The sequence below is a fragment of the Pantoea sp. SGAir0180 genome (assembly GCF_043546245.1).
The window spans coordinates 103,062-128,698 of sequence record NZ_CP028071.1 but is presented as its reverse complement, the minus strand read 5'-3'; the positions used below and the strand labels follow the sequence as shown (position 1 = coordinate 128,698).

General features: G+C 57.1%; 21 protein-coding genes and 1 pseudogene. 2 read left to right on the top strand and 20 right to left on the bottom strand.

Going from position 1 to position 25,637, the window contains the following annotated elements:
* Positions 1–107: 107 nt before the first annotated feature.
* The 4 genes from C1N58_RS00670 to C1N58_RS00655 form a co-directional block, all read right to left on the bottom strand.
* Positions 108–269, bottom strand: a complete 162-nt coding sequence (locus C1N58_RS00670; RefSeq protein WP_003848537.1) for a DUF1328 domain-containing protein — start codon at positions 267–269, stop codon at positions 108–110.
* A 99-nt stretch (positions 270–368) separates the two neighbouring features.
* A complete protein-coding gene (gene osmY, locus C1N58_RS00665; protein ID WP_006117598.1) occupies positions 369–983 on the bottom strand; it encodes a molecular chaperone OsmY in 615 nt (204 codons plus the stop codon).
* Between the two features lie 255 nt (positions 984–1,238).
* Positions 1,239–2,825, bottom strand: coding sequence for a peptide chain release factor 3 (prfC, locus tag C1N58_RS00660; protein ID WP_039342235.1), 1,587 nt, complete (start codon positions 2,823–2,825; stop codon positions 1,239–1,241).
* Positions 2,826–3,172: 347 nt separating this feature from the next.
* Positions 3,173–3,772 carry a pentapeptide repeat-containing protein gene (locus C1N58_RS00655; RefSeq protein WP_006117596.1) on the bottom strand — a complete coding sequence of 200 codons (600 nt, stop codon included), beginning with the start codon at positions 3,770–3,772 and terminating at the stop codon, positions 3,173–3,175.
* A 423-nt stretch (positions 3,773–4,195) separates the two neighbouring features.
* Between C1N58_RS00655 and ftnA the strand changes: the two genes are divergently transcribed.
* Complete coding sequence (ftnA, locus tag C1N58_RS00650; protein WP_054687048.1) at positions 4,196–4,702, top strand: non-heme ferritin; 507 nt, start codon at positions 4,196–4,198, stop codon at positions 4,700–4,702.
* A 70-nt stretch (positions 4,703–4,772) separates the two neighbouring features.
* Here the strand turns inward: ftnA and C1N58_RS00645 are convergent, their stop codons facing one another.
* Both C1N58_RS00645 and C1N58_RS00640 read right to left on the bottom strand, forming a co-directional pair.
* A complete protein-coding gene (locus C1N58_RS00645) occupies positions 4,773–7,136 on the bottom strand; it encodes a glycoside hydrolase family 31 protein (RefSeq protein ID WP_394564499.1) in 2,364 nt (787 codons plus the stop codon).
* A gap of 10 nt (positions 7,137–7,146) precedes the next feature.
* Positions 7,147–8,454 carry an MFS transporter gene (locus C1N58_RS00640; RefSeq protein ID WP_033739750.1) on the bottom strand — a complete coding sequence of 436 codons (1,308 nt, stop codon included), beginning with the start codon at positions 8,452–8,454 and terminating at the stop codon, positions 7,147–7,149.
* A 217-nt stretch (positions 8,455–8,671) separates the two neighbouring features.
* Between C1N58_RS00640 and C1N58_RS00635 the strand changes: the two genes are divergently transcribed.
* Positions 8,672–9,736, top strand: coding sequence for a LacI family DNA-binding transcriptional regulator (locus tag C1N58_RS00635; protein ID WP_039342364.1), 1,065 nt, complete (start codon positions 8,672–8,674; stop codon positions 9,734–9,736).
* Positions 9,737–9,753: 17 nt separating this feature from the next.
* Here the strand turns inward: C1N58_RS00635 and C1N58_RS00630 are convergent, their stop codons facing one another.
* From C1N58_RS00630 to C1N58_RS00565, 14 genes and pseudogenes are all read right to left on the bottom strand, one after another.
* Positions 9,754–10,842 (bottom strand): MBL fold metallo-hydrolase, encoded by a 1,089-nt coding sequence (locus C1N58_RS00630; RefSeq protein WP_394564498.1) that lies wholly within the window; start codon positions 10,840–10,842, stop codon positions 9,754–9,756.
* A complete protein-coding gene (locus C1N58_RS00625; RefSeq protein WP_394564497.1) occupies positions 10,830–12,572 on the bottom strand; it encodes an ABC transporter permease in 1,743 nt (580 codons plus the stop codon). The genes C1N58_RS00630 and C1N58_RS00625 overlap by 13 nt, the downstream gene beginning before the upstream one ends.
* 2 nt (positions 12,573–12,574) lie before the next feature.
* A complete protein-coding gene (locus tag C1N58_RS00620) occupies positions 12,575–13,576 on the bottom strand; it encodes an ABC transporter substrate-binding protein (protein ID WP_394550338.1) in 1,002 nt (333 codons plus the stop codon).
* Between the two features lie 15 nt (positions 13,577–13,591).
* Positions 13,592–14,659 (bottom strand): ABC transporter ATP-binding protein, encoded by a 1,068-nt coding sequence (locus tag C1N58_RS00615; protein ID WP_394564496.1) that lies wholly within the window; start codon positions 14,657–14,659, stop codon positions 13,592–13,594.
* A gap of 74 nt (positions 14,660–14,733) precedes the next feature.
* On the bottom strand, positions 14,734–16,440 hold the full coding sequence (locus C1N58_RS00610) for a lysophospholipid acyltransferase family protein (protein WP_033739756.1): 1,707 nt from the start codon (positions 16,438–16,440) through the stop codon (positions 14,734–14,736).
* Between the two features lie 301 nt (positions 16,441–16,741).
* On the bottom strand, positions 16,742–17,344 hold the full coding sequence (locus tag C1N58_RS00605) for a cupin domain-containing protein (protein WP_033739757.1): 603 nt from the start codon (positions 17,342–17,344) through the stop codon (positions 16,742–16,744).
* 375 nt (positions 17,345–17,719) lie between these two features.
* Positions 17,720–18,619, bottom strand: coding sequence for an ABC transporter substrate-binding protein (locus tag C1N58_RS00600; protein WP_394564495.1), 900 nt, complete (start codon positions 18,617–18,619; stop codon positions 17,720–17,722).
* A gap of 9 nt (positions 18,620–18,628) precedes the next feature.
* Positions 18,629–19,424: pseudogene (locus C1N58_RS00595) on the bottom strand (amino acid ABC transporter ATP-binding protein).
* Entirely contained in the window at positions 19,408–20,334 is a 927-nt protein-coding gene (locus tag C1N58_RS00590; protein WP_394550335.1) for an amino acid ABC transporter permease, read from the bottom strand. The pseudogene C1N58_RS00595 and the gene C1N58_RS00590 overlap by 17 nt, the downstream one beginning before the upstream one ends.
* Before the next feature lie 9 nt (positions 20,335–20,343).
* Positions 20,344–20,856, bottom strand: a complete 513-nt coding sequence (locus C1N58_RS00585; RefSeq protein WP_164482569.1) for a GNAT family N-acetyltransferase — start codon at positions 20,854–20,856, stop codon at positions 20,344–20,346.
* A gap of 10 nt (positions 20,857–20,866) precedes the next feature.
* The gene (locus C1N58_RS00580) at positions 20,867–21,805 is read right to left on the bottom strand and encodes an ABC transporter substrate-binding protein (protein WP_394550334.1); all 939 of its coding nucleotides are present in this window, start codon (positions 21,803–21,805) and stop codon (positions 20,867–20,869) included.
* A gap of 11 nt (positions 21,806–21,816) precedes the next feature.
* Entirely contained in the window at positions 21,817–23,130 is a 1,314-nt protein-coding gene (locus C1N58_RS00575) for an LLM class flavin-dependent oxidoreductase (RefSeq protein ID WP_033739763.1), read from the bottom strand.
* Positions 23,131–23,207: 77 nt separating this feature from the next.
* Positions 23,208–24,362, bottom strand: a complete 1,155-nt coding sequence (locus C1N58_RS00570; RefSeq protein WP_394564863.1) for an amidohydrolase — start codon at positions 24,360–24,362, stop codon at positions 23,208–23,210.
* A 15-nt stretch (positions 24,363–24,377) separates the two neighbouring features.
* The gene (locus C1N58_RS00565; protein WP_394564494.1) at positions 24,378–25,379 is read right to left on the bottom strand and encodes an LLM class flavin-dependent oxidoreductase; all 1,002 of its coding nucleotides are present in this window, start codon (positions 25,377–25,379) and stop codon (positions 24,378–24,380) included.
* Between the last annotated feature and the right edge of the window lie 258 nt (positions 25,380–25,637).

The following is a 25,637-nucleotide window of genomic DNA, read 5'->3' as shown; positions in this document are numbered from 1 at the left end:
CTTCGTTGCGAATATGAAGCATCCTTTGCTTCACACTACCTTTCGCGACAAATAACTGGTCTCCGTTTAACGCTGACTATGCCAGCGTTAACCTGTCTGGGTCATCGCTATAGCTTTTTACGGCCAGTAAACAAGCTGATGAGGAACAGAATAATACCCACCACGAACACGACTTTCGCTGCCCATGCTGCGGTACCGGCCAGGCCACCAAAACCTAATGCAGCGGCGATCAGTGCAATCACCAGAAAAATAATGCCCCAACGAAACATAAGCCTCTCCTTAACCATTTTTAATATTGAACTGCTTGTTTCATCCCAGGATGGGTATTCTTATTAGTGCGGCCCGGACAGAGGCCGCACGGAGTCATGTTAAGACTTGACCTTCAGGTCGTTTTTAACACTTTTTACGCCTTCGATAGCTTTCGCGATGCTCTCGGCACGATCGGACTGCGCCTGGTTCGCCACTTCACCTGAGAGCTGTACCACACCGTCGGTGGTTTCAACTTTCACGTTACGTGAAGGAACCTTGTCATCTGCTAATAGCTTAGCTTTAATTTCGCTGGTTGTGGCAGCGTCACCGGCATAACCTTTCATGGACTGCTTTTTCACGTCTTTTACGTGCAGCTTGTCACTAACGGATTTCACGCCTTCGACTTTCTTCACCACGGCCACGGCTTTTTCCGCCTGATCTTGTGAAGTCACGAAACCGCTCAGCGTCACCACGCCGTTGTGGGTTTTGACCGAAATATCGGTGCTCTTAATCGAGTCGTCATCCACCAGCGCCGCTTTCGCTTTCGCGGTCACCGCGCTGTCGTCCATAAAGCCACCGACTTTCTTCATTGAGCTGTCGATTTTCGCGCCCGCGCTGTCAGCGGTCTGTGACGCTTTCTGAGACGCGGACTCTTCTGCAAAGACGTTTCCGCTTAACAGTGCGGTACCTACCATTGCAGCCATTAATGTTTTAGTAAGCTTAGTTGTGTGCATCGATATCATCCTTCTATCTGTTAATTCGCCCCAGACTGTGGGCGCAAGAGCAGCAAACAACGCTACTGCGGCACAGGACGCATGGAGAAATAAGTCTCTTTAACCGTCCGATGAAATAAGGATAGTCGGGATTTGGCACTTTGCTCGGGTAACTGGTTGATCGTGCGTCAAAAGCGAGGAAAAAGCGTGTTTTAGGAGGGTTCTGTATCGTGGGAAACCGGGCCATTCCCAGGGAGAATGGCCCGGAAAACGCGATTAGTGCTCGCGGGTTTTGCGGAAAATGACGTCAGGATACCGCTCCTGAGTGATGTTCAGGTTCACCATTGTTGGGGCGATATAGGTCAGATTATCACCGCCATCCAGCGCGAGGTTGACCTCGTTTTTACGCTGGAAATCTTCAAATTTTTTGGCGTCTTTGCATTCAACCCAGCGCGCCGTCGACACGTTAATCGCCTCATAGATGGCTTCGACGTTGTATTCGCTCTTCAGGCGCGCCACCACCACGTCAAACTGCAGCACACCGACCGCACCGACAATCAGGTCGTTGTTATGCACCGGGCGGAACACCTGCACTGCCCCCTCTTCCGACAGCTGGACTAATCCTTTCAGCAGCTGTTTCTGCTTAAGCGGATCGCGCAGGCGGATACGGCGGAACAGTTCGGGGGCGAAGTTCGGAATCCCGGTAAACTTCATGTTTTCACCCTGCGTAAAGGTGTCGCCGATCTGAATGGTGCCGTGGTTATGCAGGCCGATAATGTCGCCCGGATAGGCTTCTTCCACATGCGAACGGTCGCCCGCCATAAAGGTCAACGCATCCGAAATCACTACATCTTTGCCGGTACGGACCTGACGCAGCTTCATGCCTTTTTCATAACGCCCCGACACGACGCGCATAAAGGCCACGCGGTCACGGTGTTTCGGGTCCATGTTGGCCTGAATTTTAAACACGAAGCCCGTGAATTTCTCTTCTTTGGCTTCAACGGTGCGGGTATCGGTCTGGCGCGGCATAGGGCGCGGCGCCCACGCCACCAGGCCATCCAGCATATGATCTACGCCGAAGTTACCCAGTGCGGTTCCGAAGAACACCGGCGACAGCTGACCGCTGAGAAACGCGTCCAGTTCAAACTCGTGTGATGCGCCCTGCACCAGCTCCAGCTCGTCACGCAGCTGCGAGGCCAGCTCTTCCCCGACGGCCGCATCGAGGTCAGGGTTGTTCAGGCCCTTAACGATGCGGACTTCCTGAATCGTGTGACCTTTACCGGTCTGATACAGGTAGGTTTCGTCCTTGTAGAGATGGTAAACGCCTTTAAACAGCTTGCCGCAGCCAATCGGCCAGGTGATGGGCGCGCAGGCAATTTTTAGCTCACTTTCCACTTCATCCAGCAACTCCATCGGATCGCGGATATCACGGTCAAGTTTGTTCATAAAGGTCAGGATCGGCGTATCGCGCAGACGGGTTACTTCCATCAGCTTACGGGTACGATCCTCGACGCCTTTCGCCGCATCGATCACCATCAGGCAGCAGTCGACCGCCGTCAGCGTACGATAGGTATCCTCGGAGAAGTCTTCGTGCCCCGGTGTATCCAGCAGGTTTACCAGGCTGTCACGATAGGGAAACTGCATAACGGAGGTAGTAATCGAAATACCACGCTGCTTTTCCATCTCCATCCAGTCGGATTTTGCGTGCTGGTTAGAGCCACGGCCTTTTACCGTACCGGCGGTCTGGATAGCCTGTCCGAACAGCAGAACTTTTTCGGTGATGGTGGTTTTACCGGCATCCGGGTGCGAGATAATCGCGAAGGTGCGGCGGCGTGCCACCTCTTCTAAAAAGGGATTAGACATGAGTGAATTCTTCTCAACGTAGCCACGCACTCTCAGGCGCGGCAGATAAATCACGGTGGCCGGCAGAATTTTACCGGCGAGTAAACGGTGCCAGATGCGACTTTCTGTCGTCGCGTGATGAGCGCAAAGTTACATTGGCGTGATTCCGGTTACCTGGTCAACTTTAAGGCGGCATAGCATACAATATTTTGCGCTATTGGCCTACAGCGGACGGAAGAGAAAGTCGCGCCACCGGCAAACAGCGGGTCACCGTGCAGCAGATGGCTGCTGGTGAAGCCAACGCGGGGGAAATGACGCCGGGTTTTCTCCCGTCTTTACGGTATTCATCCCGCCGCCTCGCCAGCGGGTTAATCCACCAGCTCAATGCCCAGACTTTCCAGCAGGCAAACCGCCTCCAGCCGCGAAAAGCGGGCTTTTTCGACTGTGTTGTTAAAGATGTTGATGGCGTAATGCCAGGATTCCGTCAGATCGGCCCCGCGCAGCACGGTGTGATGAAACAGGCTGCCCGTCATGTCACATTCGGTCAGCGTGGCACCCGTTAAATCGCACTCTCTGAAATCCACCTCGATCAGTTTGCATCCTTCCATTTTCACGCCGTGTAGCCGCAGACCAAAAAACGATCCGCTGGTCAGGATACACGTTGAAAAGTGCAATTCATGGTCCAGGTAAAAATCAGGCCACCAGGCTTTCGTCCAGTCCATGCCGGTCAGCTTGCAGTCGTTAAAGTGAACGCCAAAGAAGCGGGTGCCGGACGGATCGACCAGACTGAGGTTACAGTGCGTAAAGACGCAGTTAATGAATTTACAGGCTGAAAAGCGCGCCGAGGTAAAGTTAACGTGCGTAAATTCACAGTCTTCAAAATGCGCCTGCGTGAGCACCCGTTCGCTGAGATCGCAGGTGGTAAAACACGCATCATAGTATTCAGTGTTGCTTTCCAAAGATTGCATTTTTACGCCATCCTCTTTCGTGCGAAGACACAGGCCCCGCTCCGCATAGTAAACCCCGGCCAGGCACACCAGTGTAATGCTGTTCATGCTTCCTGACGCGATTATGGCCTTACCTTATCACCGGGACGGGAAAAAGCGGTTGCCGGACAGTAGCAGAACGCCGCAGAACGCGGTCCACTGACGGATCCGGGCCGACTGGATAAACCGCCTTCACGCCCGCGCGTCCGGCACAACCTGGCTCAGATACAGGCAGAAAAGCAGACCACAATGATAATCGCTCGCATTCAAGAGTTGAAATAATTCTTTTTAAATCAATCAGATAAAATGGTATTTTTTTAACAAAACGCTTCACATTTCTTATAAGCCTGATGCATAATTCATCACTTATCACCTGTCTATTTACAATGAAATAAGGACGCGGCCATGCTGACTGCTGAAATGACTGGGCGTTTAAACGACCAGCTGAACCTGGAATTTTTCTCCGCGAATCTCTATTTACAGATGAGTGCGTGGTGCAGCGATAAAGGCTATGAGGGCGCAGCGTCCTTCCTGAAAATGCACTCACGTGAAGAAATGGAACACATGCAGCGCCTGTTTAACTACCTGAGCGATACCGGTGCGATGCCGGTGCTGGGTACCATCGCAGCCCCGCCTGTTGCCTACAATTCACTGAACGAAGTGCTGATTCAGGCGCTGGATCATGAAAAGCTGATCACCAGTAAGATTAACGAGCTGGCCCATGTGGCAATGACCACCCAGGACTATTCGACCTTCAACTTCCTGCAATGGTACGTTGCGGAACAGCATGAAGAAGAGAAGCTGTTTAAAACCGTACTGGACAAACTGGCGATGGTCGGCGAAGGCGGCAATGGCCTGTTCCTGGTAGATAAAGACCTGGGACGCATGAGCACTGAAACGCACTCAGCCTGAATACAAACCGGCCCACGCAGGTGGGCCGGTGGTTATCGTAACGAACCCTACCGGTCTGACACGTTACGGCTTATGCCAGCCGATAGCATGACGTCATTTCACCGTTGATCCACAACGTACGTTTCTCACCCGGCGGTAAGATAACCGTCATTTCCCGCCATGCTGGCAGATAATCCCCGCGCTTCCCGACCGTCAGATCCAGCCGCGACGCGCTACTGGTTAACGTCCAGCTCAGCCAGAGTGCATTGCCCTGGCGCCAGCCGTGCGATTCGCCGTCATCGTCAAACAGCTCACCGTGGGTTGTGGCGTTGCCCGGCGCAGGCCATACCTGCAGTTCACGCACGTTGTCACGTTGCGCACTGGTGGTGGTTTCACACTGGCCAAGCGGAAGCGCGGCACCTGCGCGCACCAGCAGCGGCAGGCGATCCAGCGGTGCATCCAGCGTAACTGTTTGTCCGCCCGCCAGCCAGTTGCCGTTATGCCAGTCATACCAGCCGTGTGGATTCTCGGGCAGATATACGGATCGGGTACGCGCGTCCTGCTCCACAACGCTGGCGACCAGCAGGTCGCGTCCCAGCATAAAGTCATCGCACTCATCATAGGTCCGTGCATCGTTCTCATGGTCCAGGAAAGTCGGACGCAGCATCGGTTCATCGTGCGCGCTGGCCTGCCATGCCAGCGTATACAGATACGGCATCAGCCGGTAACGCAGGCGAATCGCCTCACGGATCATTGGCGTGGCTTCCGGATACATCCACGGCTCATTCACGGTGTGATCGTCATTCCATGAGTGAATGGTAAAACGCGGATGCATAACACCATTCTGAACCCAGCGCACAAACAGCTCCGGATCCGGTTTATCTCCGGCAAAGCCGCCGACATCGTGCCCCACGTTAAACAATCCTGACAGGCTCATCCCCAGTCCCATGCGGATGTTGTAGCGCAGGGTCTGCCAGTTGGTCCGGTTATCCCCGCTCCAGGTCTGCACATAGCGTTGCATACCGGCACAACCCGAACGGGAAATCAGGTACGGGCGTTTTTCCGGGGCAAAACGCTGTTGGGCTTCCAGCGAGGCGCGCATCATCAGCAACGGCATGACCGGACGAATATGCTTAATGGCAATCGGCTGGCCGAAGCCATGACAGCGCGCTTCGCCGTCCCAGACTTCATATTCATTGTTGTCGTTCCAGGTCGCGTCGATGCCTTTTTTCAGCAACTGCTCCGTGACGTTTTCCTGCCACCACGCCACCGTTTTGGGATGGGTGAAATCCAGATGCGAACCTTCGTCGTCCCAGAACACGGAGCGTTCTGGCTGATCCTGCTCAGAATCGCGGATAAACAGCCCCTGAGCCGCCACCTCGTCATAGCGCGGATGATCCTGTAACAGACAGGGTTTGATATTGGCTGCCAGCTTCATCCCGGCATCATGGAACGCGGCGGTCATCGCCTCGGGATTGGGCACTTTGTCGTAGTTCCAGTTAAAGACATAGCGCTTGTTATTAATCGAGGTATAACCGGATGACAGCTGGAACGAATCACAGGGGATCTCATGCTCACGGCACAGCTGGATGAAGGAGAGCAGCTGATGTTGCGCATCCGGCGCATCGGTGTAGTGCATGGTGGATCCGCTGTAGCCCAGGCTCCATTTCGGCTGAAAGAGCGTTCGGCCCGTCAGGCGCACAAACGCCTTGGTCACATCCAGCAGCGTCGGCCCCAGCATCATGTAGTAATCCAAATCGCCCGCCTCTGCACGATAGCGGCGATAAGGCAGATGGTAATTATCCAGCTCATTGCCCAGATCGAGCCAGCTACTGGAAAGATTATCGTAAAACAGCCCAAAACTGACGCCGTCGCGCTGGGTCAGCGTGAAGGGAATATGTTTATAGAGCGGATCGGTACTGGCCGCGTTATAGCCCATCGCATCCAGATTACGCATCTCATAGCGGCGATTAACCCGGTTAAGATCCCCGCTCTTTTCGCCCAGGCCATACACCCGATCCTGCGGCTGACGGCGCTGGTAATGTTCAACGCCATCGCCATGCATGTTCAGCAGATAAGCCCCGGTATGACGATCGGCCGCCAGCGGCTGCCACTCGGTACCATCGAAATGCTCCCAGCTAAGGTACAACGGCGAATGCACCGTCACGCGCAGCCGGTCGGTGGCCAGGCGAACAAACTGCGCCCCCTGTTCAAAGGTGAATGCGGGCAACGAAAAGCCTTCCAGCGATTCCCGATCGCGCCCCTGCCAGGGCACGTCATCCTGAGGCGCAATGCTCCAGGTCCGGTTTAATGCCAGCTCCCCGTCGCGTTTTAATAACACGCGCATCAGCCCGCTTTCCAATACGTAAACACGTAAAAAGTGACGCTGCTCGGTTTTCAGTTCGACGAAATGCGCTGCCTGCTGATGGAGCGTCCATGTCTTAAGCGTTTTCATCAGGTTATCCTCAATTTTTAGCAATATTCTGGCGGCGTTCGGCGATAAACATCACCAGGAAAACCGCGCCAATCAGGTCAAAGAAACCCATGGCAATAAACAGGGGATTGAAGCCAATCGTGTCGGCGGTGACGCCGATAATCAGCGAGAAGATAAAGCTGGCGATCCAGGCGCAGGATCCGCGCATGCCGTTGACTGTCGCCATCTGGCGGCGATCAAAACGCTCTACCACCAGCGCACTCAACATGCAGGAGATCACCTGATGACCGAAGCCACCAATGGAGATCAGCGCGATGGCCAGGTAGGGATCTTTAACCAGCGTCATTAACGCCAGCGAGATCATCAGCACCGCACCGGTGATCGAACTGGCGACGATCGAGTTCACCCGGGTGCAGCCAAACCAGCGCACATAGATTTTGGTCAGATAACCACTGGCTACGCTGCCAATATCTGCCGCCAGGAAGGGCAGCCAGGCAAACATCACGATCTGTTTCAGATCCATGCCGCGTTCATTGGCGAGGTAGAGCGGCACCCAAAAGCTCAGCACGGCCCAGGCGGGTTCGGCTAAAAAGGCCGGAATGGCAATGCCATAGAATTTCTTTTCTTTGCCGATGACTTTCAGCGCGGTAAAGAACGGTAACTTTTCACCGATGACTTCCTTGTCCTGCGTAATAAAATCCCGCTCTTCATCCGACAAACGAGGATGGCGTTCCGGTGAGTGATAACCCCACCACCAGAGCGCGACCCAGATAAGGCCAAGGCCGCCGGTCAGCAGGAACGCGCCCTGCCAGCCAAAGGAGATATGGGCGACATAGATGATGGGCGGTGCCAGCATCGCGCCAATAGAGAACCCCACGCCCGCCCAGCCTGCCGCAACCGGACGTTCCTTTTTCGGAAACCATTCGCCGATGGCCTTGGCGTTGGCCGGCGTCGCCGCCGCTTCGGAGGCACCCATCACAAAGCGCAGCAGCGCCAGATGTAGCCAGCTTCCCGCCCCGGCGTGCAGCAGGCAGGTGATCGACCAGATGACGGCGCAAATCAGAAAGCCCATCTTCAGACCGATGACATCGATTAACCAACCGCACACGGGCTGAAACAACGTGTAGGCCAGTTGGAAGGCGGCAACGACCCAGGAATATTGCTCGGTGCTCATATTCAGGGTGTTTTTCAGTTCAGGGGCCAGAATGCCCAGGGAGTTTCGGGTGATGTAGTTCACCGTCACGCCAAGCAGAAACATGCCCAGCATCCACCAGCGCAGATTTTTTATGATCCGCAGCGGGCGCGATGCGCTGCGGGCAGAGGTTGAGTCGAGACTCATGATGACGCTCCTGTAGCCAGTGATTATCACGTTGCCGTGAACAAACTTCTCTCTGCCCCGACCTTAAAAAAGCGCAAAACGTGGGTACAGCCAATTTTTTGCAACTCTTTTCATGGCAAGCTTGCAGCACAACAAAAATGTCCGTTCACACCAGAAAGGACACGATTCAGCACTTTATGAAAAATTTTTTATTTGCAGACTTGAGGGCGATCACAGAATGAAACAAAGCTTAAAAGTGAGCGAAATTGCCGCCCTGAGCGGTGTGTCGGTGAGCACGGTTTCACGCGTTCTGGCCGGCAAAGCCAACATTCGCCCTGCCACGCGCGACAAGGTACTGCGTATTGCCCAACAGCAAGGTGTGCTGGACAACCTGCACCATGGCCGGCTGCTGCTTAATGACCTGATCGTGTTTGCGCCGCCGCGTGCCTTCGATATCCGTACGGATATTTTCTATTACAAGGTGATCCAGGGGATCAGCGAAGCCGTGAAACCACACGATGTCCGGGTGCGCTACTGCCCGCTGGAAGAAGTCGACAGCGATGCGGCACTGTTTATCGATAAGATGCAGCAGACCGAAGCTGCGCTGGTGATTGGTATTGATGATGAACATATCCATCAGCTGGCCGCTGAAATGCACAAGCCCTGCGTGCTGATTAATGCCCGCGACCGCCGGATGCGCCTGCCGTCGGTCTCCCCCGATCATCATCTGATTGGCGAGTTCTCAGCACGCTATCTGTTTGAACAGGGCCACCGGCAAATCCTGTCGCTGCACTGCCTGCGGCGCTACACGATGGAGCAGCGGCTACAGGGCGTCCGTGATGCCTGGCATGCCATGAATCTGCGCTTCGACAGTCGTCAGCATCTGCTAACGCTGAACAGCTTTAGCAGCAATGACGCCCGCGACCGGCTGAGCGACTACCTGCGCCATTGCCCTCAGGCGCAGCGGCCCACGGCCATTCTGGCCAGCGGCGATTATATTGCCGCCGGGGCGGTTCAGGCGTTACAGCAGGCGGGCCTGCGGGTGCCGGAGGATGTGTCGGTGATGAGCATGGATGGTTTTAACCTGGCGACCGTTCAGGAGATCCCCTTAACCTCGGTACAGGTGCCACGCGATGAGCTGGGCGAAGCCGCGGTGAGAATTCTTCAGTCGCTCCGGTTAGATCCGGATCTTCCTCCGGGTAACCTGCTGCTGAACGGCAAACTGGTGGTGCGCGATTCGGTACGCCGTATCCGGGATAATCCGGGCCATGCGCCGGTCCAGCAGTACGGGCTTTACAGTTGAAGCCGTTTGCTAAAGCGTCAGACAAAACTCTCCCAGCGGGATGACAGCGTGAAGTGACGCTGCCAGCACAGCGCACTACCCGCAAGGGCCATCAACTGCTGACACTGTTCGGGTGCGACGAAGGCGGGGATCACCTGCTCGGCTCCGCAGTGTTTTATCAGGGCCAGTTGATCGTCCAGCGGCGGATGAACGTTCCAGGGCAGCCACTGCGCCAGCCCGTTTTGCAGCATCTCAAAGGCTCGTGTCCCGCGGGCGACGTGGCTACTAAAAATCAGGGTAAACTCAGGGCAGTGGCTCAGCGTGGCCGCCAGACCGCTGTCGGCGACCGCATCGGCAGCCACGATTACGCTGTCAGGTTGCCAGCGTGCCGGTGTCGGCTCACGCAGCAGCGGCAGTAACGCCAGCGCCGTGGCGGCCGGTAACGTTTTTTGCGCCAGCAACTGGGAGACTTCCTCGCGCACCTGCGGACACAGCCTGACCGGTAATCCCTGGCTGCGCAGTCGCAGGGCCATCTCTGGCCCTCTGCCATGTAACGGTGCCGTGACCACCGCCCCGTGTCGGGCCGCCTGCACCAGCGCGTCGACCTGTTGATGCAGACGCTGATGACGGTCGCCGTAGGACGCATCGGTAATCAGCCAGCGCGCCCGTGGTGGGCGGTCAAACGGTAACAATAATGACTCGCGGCTCCAGTCACCCATATAGGTGATGCCGCCAGCGACAGGCAGATGAAGCCACACGGATCCCGGTGAATGTCCGCTCCGGCCGGTAAACAGATTCAGTGGCCCTACGGCGCACTGGCCCTGTAAAGGCAGCGCATGTCGGCAGCGCGCAGGCACCGGACCGTCGCCCAACTGCTGCCAGGTGATGTCCGTCGCGTAAACCGGTGGCGAGCCCAGTTGCTGCCAGCTGTCCAGCGCCCCGGTATGATCGCGATGAGAATGGGTCAGGCAGATCGCATCAACCTGACCGATGGCGGCCAGATCGGGTCTGACGCCCGGCTCCGGCCCGGCACCCAAGTCCCACAGCAGACGATAGCCCTGAATCTCCAGCAGGAACGCCGCGGGCAATTTGCCGCCCACCCCGCTTACAACGGTCAGGCTTGCCATGGCAATGTACCCTGTGGCAGACGACGCGTTAAACGCGTCGCCAGCAGCATTAAGGTCAGAACCACCAGTATCATCAGGCAACCCACCGCCGCCGCCAGCGGGGCAGATCCGCCTTCATCAAGAAAGATAATCGTGGGACCGAGGGTTTGCGTTTCCGATGTCACCAGCAGAACCGATACCTGAATTTCGTTTAACGCGGTAAGAAACACCAACAGACCGCCTGCCAGTGCGGAAGGTGCGGCCAGCGGCAGTAAGATATCGCGCATACGGCGCATCAGTCCTGCGCCACACAGACGGGCGGCTTCATCAAGCGCAGGTTCGATTTGCGCGAAGCCAGCCAGCACAGGCCGCAACACCAGCGCCAGAAAGTTGGACAGATAGGCGGCCAGAATGATCCAGACCGTGCCATAAATCGACACGTCCAGCAGCGGAAGCGGCGGCAGAAAAAACAGGATTGCCGCCACGCCGGTGACAATACCGGGCAGCGCATAGGTCAGCTCGCTGGCGAACCACAGGCAGCGAACCAGTCGGGTACGCTGCCAGCTCAGAAAAAAAGCCAGAAACAGCGCCATGGCGGTCAGGATCAGCGTCGCCAGCCCGGTCAGCCGCAGGCTGGTTGCAAAAGCATGGCGGATGGCGGGATAGCCCCACAGCGCCTGAAAAAAGTTTTCCAGCGTCAGGGTTTGCCACGTCAGAGCCTGTCCAAAACCCCGCGTCAACGCGCTGGTCAGCAACGCACTGACGGGCAGGATAAGCGTTGCGACCATCCACAGCCAGGCCAGAATTTCTGTCGGCAAACGTGCGCCCTGTAGCGGTTGTCGCCACGCCTGCGGGGATCCACTGACGCGGACATCGCGCCGTCCGCCCAGCCAGCCGCTCAGCAACATGCCCGACAGGCTAATCAGCGCCATCAGCAACGAATAGACAGCCGTGTCCGGCAACGCACCCGGACCTGTCGCGTTAAGCTGCTGATAGACCAGGGTGATAAGCGTCGGCAGGCGCGCCGGAATGCCCAGCATGGCCTGAATACCAAAATTGCCGACGGCCGCGACAAAGGCCAGCGCGGCGCCGGCAAACAGGGCCGGACGCGCCAGCGGCAAAATGATGGTGCGAAGAATCTGCCCATGTGACGCGCCACTGATACGCGCCGCTTCCTCCAGTTCGGCGGGTAAACGCCGCAGACCGGCCCGTACCGTCAGAAACACCAGCGGCGCGCTGTGCAGGCCCAGCAGCAGTACGATGCCGCCCCATGAAAAGAGCGGCTGATCGCCTGGCGCGAACCAGGGTAAACCCAGTAACTGAAACAGTGAGGCCAGCAGGCTACCCGGTGCCAGCGCCTGCAGCCAGGCCAGCGCGGTCACCTGGGGCGGAATCATCAAGGGCAGAATAAACGCAAAAACCCAGGCTGCTTTGGCGCGCATATCGCTGAGCGCGACCAGCCAGGCAGCGAGCGTGCCCATCAGCAGCGACAACAGTGTGGCACAAAGCCCGATACTCAAGGTATTGAGCGTTGCACTGAGGACCCGCCGACTGACCAGCAACTGCGCAAGCCGCGTCAGATCGGGGACGCCCTGCGGCGCTACCGCCGTCCAGATAAGCCGGGCAAAAGGCGCCACCGACAGCAGCCCAATCATCAACACCAGCACGCCCAGCACCCACGGCTCGGCGCGAAAACGCCCGCGTGTAAGATGCCCGCAGCGAGGCTGACTGTCGTGACTCAGCACGCTCATGCTCAGCCTCCGAACAGTGCGGTAAACTGCGCCCGCACCTGCGCATCATCCGCAACCGCCTTTTCCACGTCCGGCGTCAGCAGTTTAATCTGCGCAACCGGAACAAAGCCTTCCGGCGCGGCTACGCGATCGTCAACCGGCCGGTTGCCCTGATCGGCCACCAGTTTCTGGCCCTGCTCTGACAGTAAAAAATTCACAAAGGCTTTCGCAGCGGGCAGGTTGTGGACGGATTTCATAATGGCAACCGGTTCGGTGACGTAAGACACGCCCTCTTTGGGATACACCAGATCGATCGGCGATCCTTGCTTTTTCGCCCGGATAATATCGGCATCGGTGATCACGCCATATTTATCCATCCCGCTCGCCACGGCTTTCAGTGCTGGCCCGTTGCCTCCCTGCGGCGCGATGCCCAGCGCCGCCAGCTGTTTATAGAAGTTCCAGCCGATGTCAGGCGTGGCGATGTCGGTATGCAGTTTGTACAAGGCCGCCCCGGAATAGAGCGGACTCGGCATCGCGATTTGCCCTTTGTTATCGGCGTTGAGCAATGCGTTCCAGCTGTTGACCGGTTTGGCCCGTTGCGTGTTGTAGGCAATGACCGTGGCAATGATCTTGGTGCCAAAAAAGGTCTTGTCACGATCGTAGAAGGACGGCTTCAGGTGTCCAACGGGTGCGTCCTGATAGGCATAGAGCTGCTGCTCTTTCTTCAGCGCGCCGAGATTAATGGCATCCGCGACCAGCAGCACATCAGGCTTGACTCTGCCGCTCATCATTTCCGTATGCAGCACGTTCATTAACTGCGTGGTGCCGTTGCGCGTCCACTCTACCTGAATATCGGGATAGGCCGCTTTGAACGCATCCATCGTTTGCTGTGCAATTTCCGGTGCCTGTGAGGTGTACACCACCAGTTTACCGGTGGGCTGGTCTGCCGCCTGCACCAGCGCTGAGCCTGCCAGCAATACGGTAAACAGCAGCGAGGTCACCGAAGTGAAAATAGCCTTTTTCATACTGTCTGAAGTCCTTTATGCGGGGAGAATCCAGCCGTCAGTCACGATAATGCCGACGGTATCGTCAACCGTAAGCGCAGAAACGTCGTCGAGGGCCAGGGTGAAAGACACATCAGGCGCTGCCGAGGGGGACAGATGGACGTCGTAATGACCGCCACGGTAGACCAGACGTGTGATCTGCGCGGCAAAATGCCCGGTTTCGCCTTGGGCCAGGCGGAAACTGGCGCGATGGAAACTGGCTTTGCCATAAGGTAAGGCTGTCTGCTGCGCGGCACAACGCAGCCGTAGTCGCGTACCGCAGAGCATGACCGATGACACGCCCTGCCCCAGGGGTTCAATATCCTGTACCGGTAGCACACGTCCTTCATCGATAAAGGTGGCAACCATCTCGTTGGCCGGTTCGCGCCACAAGGTTTGTGGCGAGGCAAACTGCATCACCTGACCACCCTCCATCACCACAATACGATCGGCCAGTGCCATGGCCTCACGCTGATCGTGGGTGATGTAAATCAGCGTCGCGCCGCTGTGACGATGAAAACGGCGAAATTCGTCTTCCATCGCCGCACGCAGATGTACGTCAAGGTTAGCCAGGGGTTCATCAAGCAGCACCAGCCGTGGCCTGGCCACCAGACAACGCGCCAGCGCCACGCGCTGACGCTGGCCTCCGGAGAGATCGGCCGGGTGCCGATCGGCAAACGCCAGCAGATCGACCAGCGTCAAGGCCTGCCGGATGCGATCCGCCCGTTCAGTTCGGTTTACGCCAGTGACTTTCAGGCTGTAGCCCACGTTTTCGGCCACCGTCATGTGCGGCCACAGCGCGTAGTTTTGAAACACCACGCCAAGATCGCGACGTTCCGGAGGCAGGTGAAAATCCGGAGCAGCAAACACGGTGTCGTCCACCCGAATCTCGCCGCGATCCAGGGTTTCGAATCCGGCGATCAGGCGTAGCAAGGTTGTCTTGCCGCAGCCGGACGGACCCAGCACGGCGACAAATTCGCCCTGCTGGATCTTCAGCGTTACGTCATGGATAACCGGCTGCGCCGCGAAGGCCTTATGCAGCCCGGTGAGAGAGAGTGCGGCCATATCTACTGTGCCTTTGCCATAAACGTCCTGCGTTAAACGTTACGACACGTTGATGACAGCACCGTGACATCCCGCTACTTCGGCAGATGCACTGCCACGTAACGTTCATAGCGCGACGGCTTGATTTTGGTGAGATCCGCCAGCACCAGCCCATCGATACAGTTGTTAAAATCGGGATCGCTACCGAAATCAATAAACTGCACGCCGCCAGGCTCGTACACTTCGCAGTACTGTTTGTACAGGGTCGGAATCGCGGCGCCAAGGTTACTGAGCAGTTGTTTCAGCCGCTGCAGATCCTCTTTGTAATCATTACCGCTGAACTGTGCCAGCACGTCAGGCAGCGAGGCCGGATACGGGCAGCGTGAGGTAGCCAGCGGAAAATCTGTGGGGAAGTAGATGCGGTAGAACGCCACCAGCAAATCACGCGCCGCCAGCGGCATGGTGCCTGAAATCGAGACCGGCCCGAACAGATAGCGTACTTCGGGATATTTGGCGACATAGGCACCAATGCCGAGCCAGAGGTAATCCAGTCCACGTTTGCCCCAATAGGCTGGCTGAATAAAGCTGCGGCCCAGCTCGATGCCCTGGCGCAGGATCGGGATCATTCGTTCATCGTAATGGAACAGGCTGTGGCTGTAGAGGCCTTCCATTCCGCGCCGTTCCAGCTGTTCGCCACCCGGAATAAACCGGTAGGCCCCGACGATTTCCAGTTCGGCGTCATCCCACAGAATCAGGTGATAATAGTCATCATCGTAGCTGTCCAGGTCACGACGACGTCCGCTGCCCTCGCCCACGGCGCGAAACGCAATTTCACGCAACCGGCCCAGCTCGCGCAGGATTGGCACCCAGGTTGCGCCGTTGCGTCGCCACAGATAGATCTGCTTACCGTCGGTGGTCGTTCCCAGCAGCTCGCTTTGCAGTAGCGCTTTCTTCAGTTCAGCGCGGTCTTCCGCCAGGGCGATAGCGGATTCGGTCTGGAACAGCCCCTTTTTCCCCTGCCCCAGGCGATAGACATGTTTACGCACACGTTTTGCCAGCTCTTTGCCTGGCGTGTGACCATCGTGCCAGTGCGCGAACGGAATCTGTGCTCCAATGCGCAGTTTGATGCGCATGCCGCGCTGCTTAAACATTTCACGCACCAGCATCAGCATCGCCACCGGTGGGGCGACTTTGGCGGTGGTGTAAAACAGGGAGCTGTTACGCCCTTCAACGTGCACCGGTACCAGCGGTGCGCGGGCTTTCGCGGCAAGGCGCAGGAAGCTGTGATGCCATTCACGGTCGCGAACGCCCGCGCTGGTGAGACGGGAAACTTCCCCGGCAGGGAAAATAATCAGTACGCCCTGATTATTGAGGTGCTGCTGCATGTGTTGCAGCTGCTGGCGGCTGGTACGGTTACCGATGTTGTCGACAGGCAACATCAGGCTGTTGAGCGGCTCCAGTAACATAATCAACCGGTTTGCCACGATTTTGACATCACGGCGCACTTGGGAGATCGCATGCAGGAGTGCCATGCCATCAATCGTGCCCAGCGGATGGTTCGCCACCACCACGACCGGGCCGCGCGGCGGAATTTGTTCCAGATCGCGCTCGCTGAGTTCGCAGCGTACATCAAGGTGTTCCAGTACCTGCTCCACCATATCCAGCCCTTTCAGGTGCGGATAGCGCGCGGCAAAGCGCTGGAATTCATCTTCACGCAACACCCACTTCAGCATCCGTTTCTGCCAGTTGGCAGGACGCTGGTTAGGCCAGAAACTCTCAATAACCTGATCGACTGAAAACATAGTTAACCTTTCGTGCCTGTCCCAGAGATACAGCGAAAGTAAGTCGCGATGTTTGCACTTTTATGAATCGGGACAAATCGAAGGGCAAAATTGTCAGCACAGTCTGCTGAGAACGCATGGAAACACGGATTTTATTTACTAAAAATAGCAGGTTAATAAAGACAATTTCGCCAGAGCGAAACGCGGCGTAAAGGGGGAAAAGTCGGCTATGACGTGGCAGTCACTTGCCCTTGCCGGGAGAAACAAGGGGCGGTTGCGCGGCGTAAAAAACGGCAGCGCAACCGTGCAGCGGGTCCCTGCCTTACTGCTGGTGCATGATGGTGGCAACGGGATTCCAGATCTCCGTCATCGCCCCGGCTTTGCCTGTGAAGGGATCGCGTGTTGGCAGGGGCACTTTTTTCACTTTTTCCTGCGACAGTTTGAGCAGGCCGATTTCGTCGCGCAGAATCTCGGGCTTCAGGCCCTCGGGATACGCGCCCACGGCCACGAAGTCTTCGCTGGCCGACACCTGACGGTGCCCAACGCCCGCAGGAATCAGGACGGCATCGCCCGCCCGCAGGGTAATCATACGGCCGCTGTCCCCACCAAACAGCACTTCAGCCCAGCCTTCCGCCACACCCAGCAGCTCATGCGTGTTGGGATGATAGTGCATGTAGGGGAAGATCTGATCGCGCCAGTCCGAAGGCCAGCCATTTTTTTCAAACGTCGTCTCAAACCAGCGCGCGATGTCCTCTTCCTCTTCAGGCACAACGCGCGGCCAGATGATGAGCGGCAACGGATTATTGGGCACGCCAGCAGACGGGCTGGCGAACATCAAATGTTGCGGGTTATTCGATGCACCGGCTGAAAATGTCCCTGCGGCGAAAGACATCAGCAACATCAGACTGGAAGTTTGGGCAGTCATACAATGTCTCCTTTTTTCTATAGTGTGACAAAGGTCGTAGGTGATGTAATGTGCGCCATGCATCACAATTTACACAATCATCCAAACTCGCTAACCAAAGCCAAATTAATTGTTAACAATTCCACCTTAAGTCGGTAAGGCTTTGTATCGTGGTAGGATTAATCTGTAAAACGCGCAACACAATGCGCCCGTCGCTGAGCAGGCCGGGAAAACCTGCAAGGGCAACCGGCCATGCAGCCTGTTTATATCAGGAAGGGATGAGCGAAAACAGGCTGACCGCGCAGCCTTCTTCTGTCAGATGAGACGGGATTATTCGCCCGTGCTGGCGCTGGACTGTCAGGGCCTGTGGGGGAAAATCCGCCTGCAGGCCCTGAATCAGTACACAATACCGGGTGGGTTAATCGTGGAATGGGTGATCGCCTCATCCTGCTCACCCCAGCGTTGCAAAACCTGCTGATATTGTCCGCCTGCAATCGTGCCATCGAGTGCAGTTTGCAGCGCCGCCGCCAGGCCATTGCCCTTTTTCGTGGTGACGGCAACCCAGGCGCGAAACGGCCCCTGGCCCACCAGTTTCGTCTGGCCCCGTGAGGCGACTTTCCAGGCCGCTACAGAATGTGGACCAAACATCACATCGGCCCGCCCAGATAGCAGATACAGCGTGGCTGAAGCATCATCGGTCAGATAAATCGGCGTAACCGGCGGTAAGCCCTTCGCCCGATTCTGTGCGTCCCAGTTCAGCAGTATGCGTTCCTGATTGGTCCCCGAGGCCACGATGATACGTTTGCCTGTCACGTCCGCCGGTGAGGTGATCGCGCGGAGGGGACTGTCAGCTTTGACCGAAAAGGCATGGTTATCGGCACGATAGGTCGCGAAATCAAATTTCTGCTTTCGCTCTTCGGTTACTGCGATGTTAAACATGGCTACATCATAGCGGCCTGCGCGAATGCCCAGGGGCCAGTCCTCCCAGGAGGCCGGTACCAGTTTCAGTTTGAGTCCCAGGCTGTCTGCCAGCAGGCGAGCAATGTCCGGATCGCTGCCAATGCGCGTCACGTTATCCGACGTCAGCAGCGCCAGCGGCGGTGAGTGGATAGCCGAGGTGGCGACGGTCAAGGTGCCCGGCTCCACAAACGGAAAATTCGCCGGGATTTTTCTCACCGCTTCCGGGTTCACGGGCGCATGAATGGGCTGTTCATTCTGGGTGGCATCCCGTCTTTCTTCAGCGCATACCGTACCGCTCACCAACACCGCTAACAGCGTGAGAGACGCGTATTTCATATCGGCTCCTTATAGTACGCGTGCCAGAAAGCGGCGGGTGCGTTCATGACGTGGATGGTTTAGCACCTGGGCACTGCTGCCCTGCTCAACAATTTTTCCGTCCACCATAAACACCACGTTGTCGGCAACTTCACGGGCAAAGCCAACCTCGTGCGTCACGATAACCAGGGTGGTGCCGGAGCGGGCCAGTTTTTTAATCACATCCAGCACCTCGCCTACCAGTTCAGGATCCAGCGCGGAAGTCGGCTCATCAAACAACATGACACGGGGTTGCAGCATCAGGGCCCGGGCAATCGCAATGCGTTGTTGCTGACCGCCCGACAGATGACGCGGCCAGGCATCCGCTTTATGGCGCAGGCCGACCGTCTCCAGTAGCTCGCCAGCCCGGATGATCGCCTCACGTTTTGAGAGCTGCCGGTGCGCTATCGGCGCTTCGATTAAATTTTCCAGCACCGTGAGATGAGGAAACAAATTGAAGTTCTGAAAAACATAGCCAACGTTGACGCGCTGGCGCAGTATCGCTCGCGCCTTCAGTTCATAGAGTGTATTTCCCCGACGCTGATAACCGATGTACTCACCGTCGATCTGAATAAAGCCTTCGTCCACGCGTTCCAGATGGTTGATGGTGCGCAGCAGGGTCGACTTTCCTGAACCGGATGGCCCCAGAATCACCGTCACAGAACCGGGGTTCAAGTTCCAGCGAGACGTCGTCCAGCGCCTTGAGCTTGCCGAAACGTTTGCTGACCCCGGTAATGCTGATGGCCCCGGTACGATGCGCTACGCGGTAATCAATGGCTTCGGACATGGCTGATCTCCTCAACAGGATTGAGCGGTGTGACGCGGCTGCGCCATTGTCGCCAGCGCGACGGTTGGGGTTCACGGCTGACGCTACGCGCCAGCCAGCGTTCGACGCTGTGCTGAATCAGTGACAGAACGGTGGTGATAATCAGATACCAGGCCGCACCGACCATGAGTAAGGGGATCACCTCCTGGTTGCGGTTGTAGATCATCTGAATGGTGTAAAACAGTTCCGGCATCGCCAGCACATAGACCATTGCCGTGCCCTTCGCGAGGCTGATAATTTCGTTAAAGGCCGTGGGAATAATGGCGCGTAGGGCCTGGGGCAGAATAATGCGGAAGGTGCGCCGCGTGGCAGACAGCCCGAGTGCGGAAGCCGCTTCCACCTGACCCTGATCAACGCCCAGAAAACCACCCCGGATGATCTCTGCACTGTAGGCTGCCTGGACCAGGGTCAGGCCAATGACGGCCGCCGGAAACTGCCCCAGCACGTTAATCGTCTGAAAATGGCCCCAGGACAGCGTGGTAAAAGGCACGCCAATGGACAACGTGTCGTAGAGATAAGAGAAGTTATAGAGAATGATCAGCACCACGATAAGCGGCAGCGATCGAAACAGCCAGATGTATCCCCACGCCAGGCTGCTTAGCAGCCAGGACGACGACAGCCGCGCCAGCGCCAGTAGACCGCCTAAAAGCAGGCTGAATACCGTGCCCAACAGCGTTAGCAGCAGCGTTTGCCCCAGACCATGCAGAATGACGGGATCAAAGAACCAGCGGGCAAACACGCCCCATTCCCAGCGTGGATTAAACGCGACCGACTGCACCACGCCTGCCAGGATAAACAGCGCGACCACCGCGCCCAGCGTGCGGGCAGGATAACGGGCAGGCACGACATGTAAATGTTGATGAGGGTTCATACTGACTCCTTAACTTGCCTGCGCAACGCTGTGCACGCCGATCACTTTGATAAACCGTAAGCGGCCATCGTGCGGTGGCTGCCCGTAACGCTCCAGATCGCCACTCAGATCGAACTGCGGCTCATAGCCGTGGCCGGTATATAAGCGAACGGCCTCGGGCTGCCGGAAACCGGTAGTCAGAAACAGCCGTTGATAACCGGCGCGCAGGGCCCGTCGCTCCAGCTCTTTCAGCACCACCAGGGCTAACCCCTGTCGCCGGAGATCGCCACGCGTCCAGATTCGCTTCAGCTCTGCCGTCTGCGCGTCGTAAGGTTTGTACGCCCCCATCGCGATAATCTCCTTGTCGCGCTCCAGCACGATGAATAAGCCGTGCGGCGGCAGATACCATTCGGTTTTTTCCTGCTCCTTGTGGCGGCTGAAGTAATCGCCATAGCGGGCCGCATATTCACCAAATAAGCCGGTGAGAATGGGCACTAACTCTGGTGCATCAGGTGACAGTTCACGGAATTGCTGTTGACTCATCGTGTGCTCCTCAGTCACCCAGACCGGGTGGATTAATTTCGGAATGGTCAATGCGTTCAACGCCTTCGCCCCAGCGATCCAGTACCTTCTGGTAAGCGCCATTTTGAATGACGCCGTTCAGCGCCGTACTGACAGGTTGCGCTAAGCCGCTGCCTTTCTTCACCGTCACGGCGATATGCGCCGCTTTGGGCCAGCCGCCATCCACACTGCCGACCAGACGAGTCTTACCGTTGAGCGCGGCTTTCCAGGCGCCAATCACGTTAGGGCCAAAATAGGCATCTGCACGTCCGGCCTGCAGCGCCAGCGTCTGTGCCGCATCGTCTTTGGTATAAATGGGTGTAAACGGTTTAAGCCCTTTAGCCTGATTTTGTTTGTCCCAGGCCAGTAAAATGGCCTCCTGATTGGTCCCGGAACCGACAATGATGCGCAGCCCGGCGATATCGTCGGCTTGAGTGAGTGATTTAATCGGGCTGCTGGTTTTTACGTAGAACCCCAGCGAATCTTTGCGGTAGGTAGCAAAATTGAATTTCGCTTTGCGCGCCTTCGTCACGGTGATGTTGGTAATGGCGGCATCATATTTTCCGGACGCCACGCCCAGCGGCCAGTCCTCCCACGAGGTGGGCACCACGTTGAGCTTTAACCCCAGGCTGTCTGCGACCAGTCGCGCGATATCGACTTCGCTCCCCAACAGCGTGGTATTGTCGTCCGAGAAAACGGTGAGCGGCGGCGAGTTCAGCGCCGCCACCGCCACCGTGAACGAACCCGGCACAGCAAAGTGGTAACCGGCGGGCAACTGTGCGATGGCCTGCGCATTCTTTACGGTATGGACAGGCGTTTTATTGGCTTCAAGACTGACGCGCTGCCCATTTACCGCGACGCTGGTGCTTTCGGCATGGCTGGTAGCGCTGGCCGTCAGCAGCATCAGCGCCATCAGCATTTTTTTCTGCATAGCAAAGGTCCTTATTGCAAAGTGAACTGATTGACCGGCTTGGGCAAGGCGAAGCTGTCACGCAGTGTGCGCCCCGGATACTCACGTCTTGTCAGGCCACGCGCCTGCAAAACAGGCACCACTTCATCAACAAAGCGCTCAAACGTATCCGGCGTACCGCCATTGATGATGAAACCGTCTGCAGCCCCGCTCTCAAACCATGCCTGCAGGCCGTCGGCAACCTGCGCTGGTGTGCCATGAAACAGCGGCCGTGGCGTGGCGGCTTCCAGTGCCGCCTGGCGCAGTGAATGTCCCTGTTCACGGGCTTTGCGTTTAATTTCGTCGGTGGTGCTGCGGAAACTGTTCTGGCCAATGTCGCCAACGTCGGGGAACGGCGCATCGAGCGGATACTGGGAGAAGTCATGATGATCGAAGAAGCGGCCGAGATAATTCAGGGCATCATCAATCGAGACCAGCGCAGCGGTAGTTTGATACTGCTGCTCCACATCCTCTGCATCGCGACCCACAATGACGCTGACGCCCTGAAAGATATGCAAATCGTCCGGTTGCCGTCCGTTTTTCACCAGCAGCTGCTTCACATCCCGGTAAAAGGCCTGGGCTTCTTCCCGCGTCGGCTGGTGCGTAAAGATGGCATCGGCATGTCGCGCCGCCAGCTTTTTACCGTCGTCAGACGCGCCGGCCTGGAAAATGACAGGCCGTCCCTGCGGCGTGCGTGAAATATTGAGCGGCCCCTGTACCTGAAAGAAATCGCCGTGATGATGCAGTGTGTGTAGTTTGGCGGGATCGAAGAACTGGCCACTCTCTTTGTTGCGAACGAAGGCATCCTCTTCCCATGAATCCCACAGCCCTTTCACTACCTGAAGGTATTCGTCGGCAATGCGGTAACGCAAAGCGTGTTCCGGGTGCTGCTGGCGGGAAAAGTTTTTTGCCGACCCTTCGAGTGGCGAGGTGACGACGTTCCAGCCCGCGCGGCCACCGCTCAGATGATCCAGGCTGGCGAACTGGCGCGCCACGGTAAAAGGTTCGCTATAGGAAGTGGAGACCGTGCCCACCAGCCCTAAATGTTCCGTAACGCCGGCCAGCGCCGAGAGTAGCGTTAAAGGTTCAAAACGGTTCAGGAAGTGAGGAATCGATTTTTCATTGATAAACAGACCATCGGCGACAAACAGAAAGTCCAGTTTGCCCTGCTCGGCTTTACGCGCGATTTTTTTGGCATAGTCGAAGCTGATGCTGGCATCCGCCTGAGCGGCCGGGTGGCGCCAGGCGGACATGTTACCCGAGGCACCGTGCAACAGGGTACCCAGTCGAAGCTGTCTTGTGCTCATGATTACTCTCTTTTTTCTACGTCACAATGCCAGGCGGTTGTCCGCGACAAGCCGCACAGGTCGTCAGGAAGTGGAACTTAATTCAGGCCGGGTTCACGACATCGGTCATGAAGATGGCGCAGGGCCTGCTGCGCGAGTTGAGCAAAGTAGTGGGCAGCGGGCGCGATCGACGCTTCATCGGGTGTAAAACCGGCATGGTGCAGACCAAAGTCGCTGCCGCTGCCGATGCTGACAAAGGCACCGGGCACCTGCTGCAGGTAGAAGGCAAAGTCTTCTCCCCCCAGATGCAGGTCAGCCGTCTGTACCCGATAGCCGACATCGTGCGCTACTTCGCTGGTAAACTGCGCCCACTGCGCATCATTGATCAGCACAGGCGGTCCGGCGTGCCAGCTCAGACTGGCCTGCGCGCCGCTGGCCCGGGCGATGTGCTCCACCAGCGTGCGCACACGGTCTTCCAGTTCGGCACGGCGTTGCAGGTCGTGGGTGCGGGCAGTGCCGCCAAATTCCACAGAACCCGGCAATACATTCCAGGTTTTGCCGCCATCAATGCGGGTCACGCTGAGCACCAGGCTGTCGAGCGTATTGAAGCTGCGACTGGTCAGCGTCTGAAGAGCCTGAATAATCTGGCTGGCCACCACAATGGCATCCACGCCCTGCTCAGGATGCGCCGCATGCGCGCCTTTGCCGGTAACCTGAATGACGAACTTGTCTGCATTGGCATAAAACGCACCGCTGCGCGTGGCAAAGGTGCCGCTCGGCAGGCCCGGCTCGTTATGCATGCCAAAAATTGCCTGAACGCCCTCCAGCACGCCGGCCTCAATAAACTGTCTGGCACCGCGTGCGATCTCTTCGGCGGGCTGAAATAAAATACGTACCCGTCCTGGTAGTTGATGCGCCCTTGTCTGTAGCTCAAGGGCAGCGCCCAGCATGACGGCAGTATGGAGATCGTGACCGCAGGCATGCATGACGCCGGGCTGACGGGAATGAAAACTGACGCCGCTGGCTTCATGGATTGGCAACGCGTCAATATCGGCACGCAGTGCGATCAGATTTTCACCCTGGCCGATTTCTGCCACCACGCCGGTTGCCAGTGGGTAATCCAGTAAGCGAACCCCGGCGGCCTGGAGCCACTGGCGAAGGCGCGCGGTGGTGGCAAATTCCTGACCGGAAAGTTCGGGCCAGGTATGCAGTTCACGTCGCCATTCAATTAGCTGTGCTTCGTTCAGACTCATCATGACCTCGGCGATTCAGGCAGCGACCCATTGATGGGTTGCCAGTAATTCCAGAGACCGGTATCGGGCGCGCGCATCGGCAACCGGCGTGTCGATAACGAATTCATCAATGCTGAAGTTCTGATGCAGCGCGTCAAGCTGCGCGTGAACCTGTGAGGCCGTGCCTTTCAGCAGCGAGGGCGTGCGCGGCTCAATCAGGTAGTCCGTGAATCCACCCTGACGGACATAACGTTCGGCCTGTTCCAGACTGGCAACATTGACGCCCGGCCCGTCTTTAACCTGGACATGGAACTGTTTGAGCCCCGCGACCAGCAGATCGGCCTGGGCGGGAGAATCCGCCACCACAACCTGTACCGCCACCAGTGCCCGCTTGCCGCGGGTCAGATGTGAATAGGTCTTCAGTGCACGCTCAAGTAACGGGCGATCGCCATTGATGTGAGCGGCAAAGACAAACTGCCAGCTCAGCTCTGCCGCCAGCTGTGCGCTCTGTTCACTGCCACCCAACAAAAAACGCTGCGCCGGGCGCGCCGGTATCGGCGTGGCGCGTAACGTTTCGTCCTTATTCTCTTGCGCCGCGCCGGGTGCCAGCCAGTGTGCTAACTGGCGCAGCTGTTCCGCAAAGCTGCCTTTTTCATCCTGATGCACACCGCGCTGCAGCGCCCGGGTGGAAAGCGGCAGGCCGCCCGGTGCTTTACCAATACCCAGATCGATACGTCCGGGGGCCAGCGAGGCCAGTACATTGAAATTTTCTGCCACTTTGTAAGGGCTGTAGTGCTGCAGCATCACGCCACCCGATCCCAGCCGGATGCGCGTCGTTTGTGCCGCAATCCAGGCGATTAACACTTCGGGTGACGGACTCGCCAGCTGTTCAATGTTGTGATGCTCAGCCAGCCAGAAGCGGTGATAGCCCCATTTCTCGGCCTGTTGCGCCAGCCGCAGCGTACGTTGCAGGGCCGCGCCGGGCGATTCCCCTTCCGCCACGGGCGCTTTATCTAACAGACTTAACTGATATGCCATTCACCTGCCCTCGCTTATTTCCTTTGAAAGCTAGTGTGGCGAGAACGTTATATTTCGTAAAACAACAATTATGAGAATATGAAGTTAAAAAACGGCAATAGAATTTAAAAGAATAAAAAAAAGCAGAGAATAACGTTATTTCCGCCTCCCTGTTTAGACGACCTGTGGAAATAAACCCGGCAACATATCTCAGGCATTTGCGTATTTTCACTAAGCTTTGCGCTATTCCTTATTTTATCTGTCAGACAGAACGTTTAA